This is a genomic window from Isoptericola sp. NPDC057191 (genome assembly GCF_042670225.1).
Lineage (GTDB): Bacteria > Actinomycetota > Actinomycetes > Actinomycetales > Cellulomonadaceae > Isoptericola.
Window position 1 is genome coordinate 1 of record NZ_JBHUWC010000268.1, and the last position, 3,829, is coordinate 3,829.

Annotated in this window: 2 protein-coding genes; both read left to right on the forward strand. The window is 75.4% G+C overall.

Features of this window, described 5'->3' with window-relative positions:
• Positions 1-180: 180 nt before the first annotated feature.
• Positions 181-2,619, forward strand: a complete 2,439-nt coding sequence (locus ACFT55_RS19560) for a polysaccharide lyase 8 family protein (protein WP_380245517.1) — start codon at positions 181-183, stop codon at positions 2,617-2,619.
• A 72-nt stretch (positions 2,620-2,691) separates the two neighbouring features.
• On the forward strand, positions 2,692-3,726 hold the full coding sequence (locus tag ACFT55_RS19565) for a DUF4037 domain-containing protein (RefSeq protein ID WP_380245518.1): 1,035 nt from the start codon (positions 2,692-2,694) through the stop codon (positions 3,724-3,726).
• Positions 3,727-3,829 lie beyond the last annotated feature (103 nt).

Below are 3,829 nucleotides of genomic sequence, written 5' to 3' on the forward strand. Positions count from 1 at the left end.
GCGCCGCACCCCCCGGGGTGCGGCGCCGTCGTCGTCCCTACGATCCTTCCGTCGACTCCACCGATGATCGGTTGTGACCGGAACGTTGTCGTCCCGATCGTCGCGCGCCATAGTGGCCGCACGTCACCCACGACGGCGTGGGTGTCCGGCGGTTCTGTTTCGACGACGAGAGGGACGCCCATGCACGCACAGCACCCTGTGGCCACCGGTCCGGGCATCACGCGACGCCATCTGCTGCTGATGGGGGCCGCCGTCCCCGCGGCGGCGGGCCTCCTCGGCCCGCTCGGCCTCCCGGCGGCGCACGCGGCCGACGGTTTCGACGGCCTGCGCGCCCGGTGGGCGGACTACCTGACGGGCGGCGCCGGCCTCGACGCCACGCACCCGCAGATCGCCGCGCGGCTCGCCGACCTGTCGTCCCGTGCGGGCGACGCGCTGGCCTCGGCCGCCCCGGCGCCCGCCGCGGGCGGCGACCTGTGGACCGACCTGCCGATGGCCGGGCCGGCAGAAGGCAACATCTCCCTCACCTACTCCCGGATCCTCGTGGTCGCGACGGCGTGGGCCACCCCGGGCACGCAGCAGCACGCGGACGCGGGCGTCGCCGACCAACTCGTCGCCTGGTACCGGCACATGAGCGCGCACTGGTACAACCTGACGATCCGGAAGTCGGGGAACTGGTGGTTCTGGGAGATCGGCATCCCGCGCACCCTCGGCGACCTGTCCGTCCTCGTCGACGCGCTGCTCACCGACGCCGACCGCGCGGCCGCCGTCGCCGCGGTCCGCCGCTTCACCCCGAACCCGAACTACCGCGGCACGTCGACCTCGCCCGAGACGGGCGGCAACCGGGCCGACAAGGCGCTCGCGTGCCTGCTGCGGGGCATCACCGCCCGCGACGAGGCCGACATGGTGCTGGCCCGCGACGCGCTCAGCGACAGGGCGGGCGGCGGGCGCAACAGCTTGTTCCGGTACGTCACGTCGGGCAACGGCTTCTACGCCGACGGGTCGTACGTGGACCACTCGTACCTGCCGTACGTCGGCACCTACGGCAACGTGGCGCTGTCGGGCGTCGCCCGCTCGCTGATGCTCGTCACCGGCAGCCCGTGGGAGGTGACGGACCCGGACGTCGAGATGATCCTGGCCGCACCCGAGCGGTCGTTCGCGCCGTTCGTCTGGAACGGCCGGATGCTGGAGACCGTCCGCGGGCGCGCCGTCTCGCGCGAGCGCGAGCACGACTTCCACGACGGGTTCACGACCGCGGGCTCGCTGCTGCTGCTCGCCACCCAGATGCCGGCGCCGTACCGGGATACGTACCGCTCGCTGGCCAAGGGGTGGCTGTCGCGCTGCACGGAGGACTACGCGGCCGGTGCCACGCTCAGCGACCTGTCGCGTGCGCTGCCCGTGCTCGCCGACGACGGGGTGACCGGCGCCCCGGAGCCGCTCGGGCACCGGCAGTTCGGGGCTCAGGAGCGGATGGTGCACCGGGGGAGCGGCTGGGCATACACCGTGGCCACGTCGTCTCGCCGGATCGGCCGCTACGAGTGGGGCAACGACGAGAACAACCTCGGCTGGCACCAGGGCGACGGCGCCGCCTACCTGTACGTCGACGGCGACCAGGGTCAGTTCTCCGACGACTACTGGCCCACGGTCGACCCCTACCGCCTGCCCGGCACGACGGCGTCCCTCGCGCCGCGCCAGTCGGGCGCGTCGGGCGCGGGCACCGGCATCCCGCGAGCGCAGAACGGGTGGGCCGGCGGGGTGGGGCTCTCCGGGCGGTGGGGCACCGCCGGCATGGACCTCACCAACAGTCTCGGCACCGTCCGGGCGAAGAAGTCGTGGTTCCTGCTCGACGACGCGGTGGTCGCGCTCGGCTCGGACGTCACGGTGACCGGGTCCGACGCCGAGACGGTGATCGAGAACCGTTCCTTCCCCACGGACCGTGACCCGGCGCTGCTGCTCGACGGCGCGCGGGTGACCGGCCCGGTCGAGGGCGCGGCGCCCACCTGGGCTCACGTGGAGGGCGTGGCCGGGTACGTGCTGCTCGGCGACGGCCAGGCCGTGCGCGCGCAGGTGGCCGACCGGTCCGGGTCGTGGCGGGACGTGAACTCCGGCGCCGACACCGGCGGCTCCGCCGACCTGCGCACCCGCCGCTACGCGACCGTGACCGTCCAGCACCCCGCGGGGACCACGGGAGGACGGTACGGCTACGTGATCCTGCCCGGCGCCACCGCCGAGCGCACCGCCACGGTGGCCGCGGACGGCCTCGAGAAGCTCGACGTCGAGGTGCTGCGGCAGGACGCGACGGCGCACGTCGTCCGAGCGGTGCGCCGAGGCCGGTGGTTCCTGTTCGCCCACCTGTTCGCCGCGACCGACGAGGGCCCGGTCCGCGCCACCGGCCCGTGCGCCGTCCTCGTCTCCGGCCACGCGAGGGAGGCCACGCTGGCCGTGTCGTCGCCGTCGAGGTCGATCGAGGCCGCGACCGTCGAGATCGACCTGGACCGCAAGCTCTCCCGCGTCACGTCGGCGCACGAGCGCCTGACCGTCACCGGGGGGCACGTCGTCACCGTCCAGGCGGTGCTGTCCCAGGCCGCCGGAGCGTCGTTCGAGGCGTCGCTGGCGGGCTGACCGGCTGACCGGCCCGGAGCGGCGCCGGGAAAGGGGTAGGTCCCGGCGCCGCTCGCCTGGCAGGGTGACCGCGTGCACACCGGCATCGGCCTCGCGCGGGCCTACCACGACGACGTCGTCCGGCCCCTGCTCGACGCCTGGCGCCCGGGCCTGCCGTACGCGGCGGCCCGGCTGGGCAGCGGGTCGGACGTGCTCGGTCTCGACGACGCGACGTCGCGCGACCATGACTGGGGGCTGCGGCTCACGCTGCTGGTCGACGCGGCCGACGTCGTGGCCGTGGACGCCTACCTGGGGCGGGCGCTGCCCGCCGAGCACGCGGGCCTGCCCACCCGGTTCGCGACCACGTGGGAGCCGGTGGTGCGGCACCGGGTCGAGGTCACGACGCCCCGTGCGTTCGCGCGCTCGCGGCTCGGCCTGGACCCCGTCACCGAGCTCGACGCCGCGGGCTGGCTGTCCCTCACGGGGCAGAGCGTGCTGGAGGTGACGGCCGGCCCCGTCTTCCACGACGGCCCGGGGGAGCTCACCGCGGTCCGGGAGCGGCTGGCCTGGTACCCCGACGACGTCTGGCTGCACGTCCTCGCCGCCGAGTGGGCCCGGGTGGGGCAGGAGCTGCCGTTCGTCGGCCGCACCGGCGACCGCGGCGACGACGTCGGCTCCCGGGTCCTGGCGGCCCGCCTGGCGGGCTCGCTGCTGCGCCTCGGCCTGCTGCTGGAGCGGCGCTGGCCGCCCTACCCCAAGTGGCTCGGCACGGCGTTCGCGGACACCCTGTCGGCGGCGACGGCGGGCCCGCACCTGGACCGGGCGCTCGCGGCACCGTCCTGGCGGGAGCGCGACGCCGCCCTCGGCGACGCCTGTGACGCCCTGCACGAGCGGCAGCGCGAGCTCGGCCTGCCGTCGCTCGACGGCGCGGCGACCGAGCCGTTCTTCGATCGCCCGTTCCGCGGCTTGCGGGGTCTGCCGGAGCTGCTCCGAGACGCCGCCGGCGCGTCCGTGCGCGGCCTGCCGGCCGCCGTCGAGCAGTGGATCGACGCGGTCGAGGTGCTCATGGACCCGCGCCGGCGAGTCGCCGCCACGCACGCGGCGGTACGGAAGAGCGAGGCGAGGTAGGGACGGTCTTCTTGTCGCGAGGCTGGCTGGGCCTGGCGGGAGGTCGCGAGGAACGAGCGGCCGGATGGCGCGCCTCGCGACACGTCCCACCCGACCCGCCCGC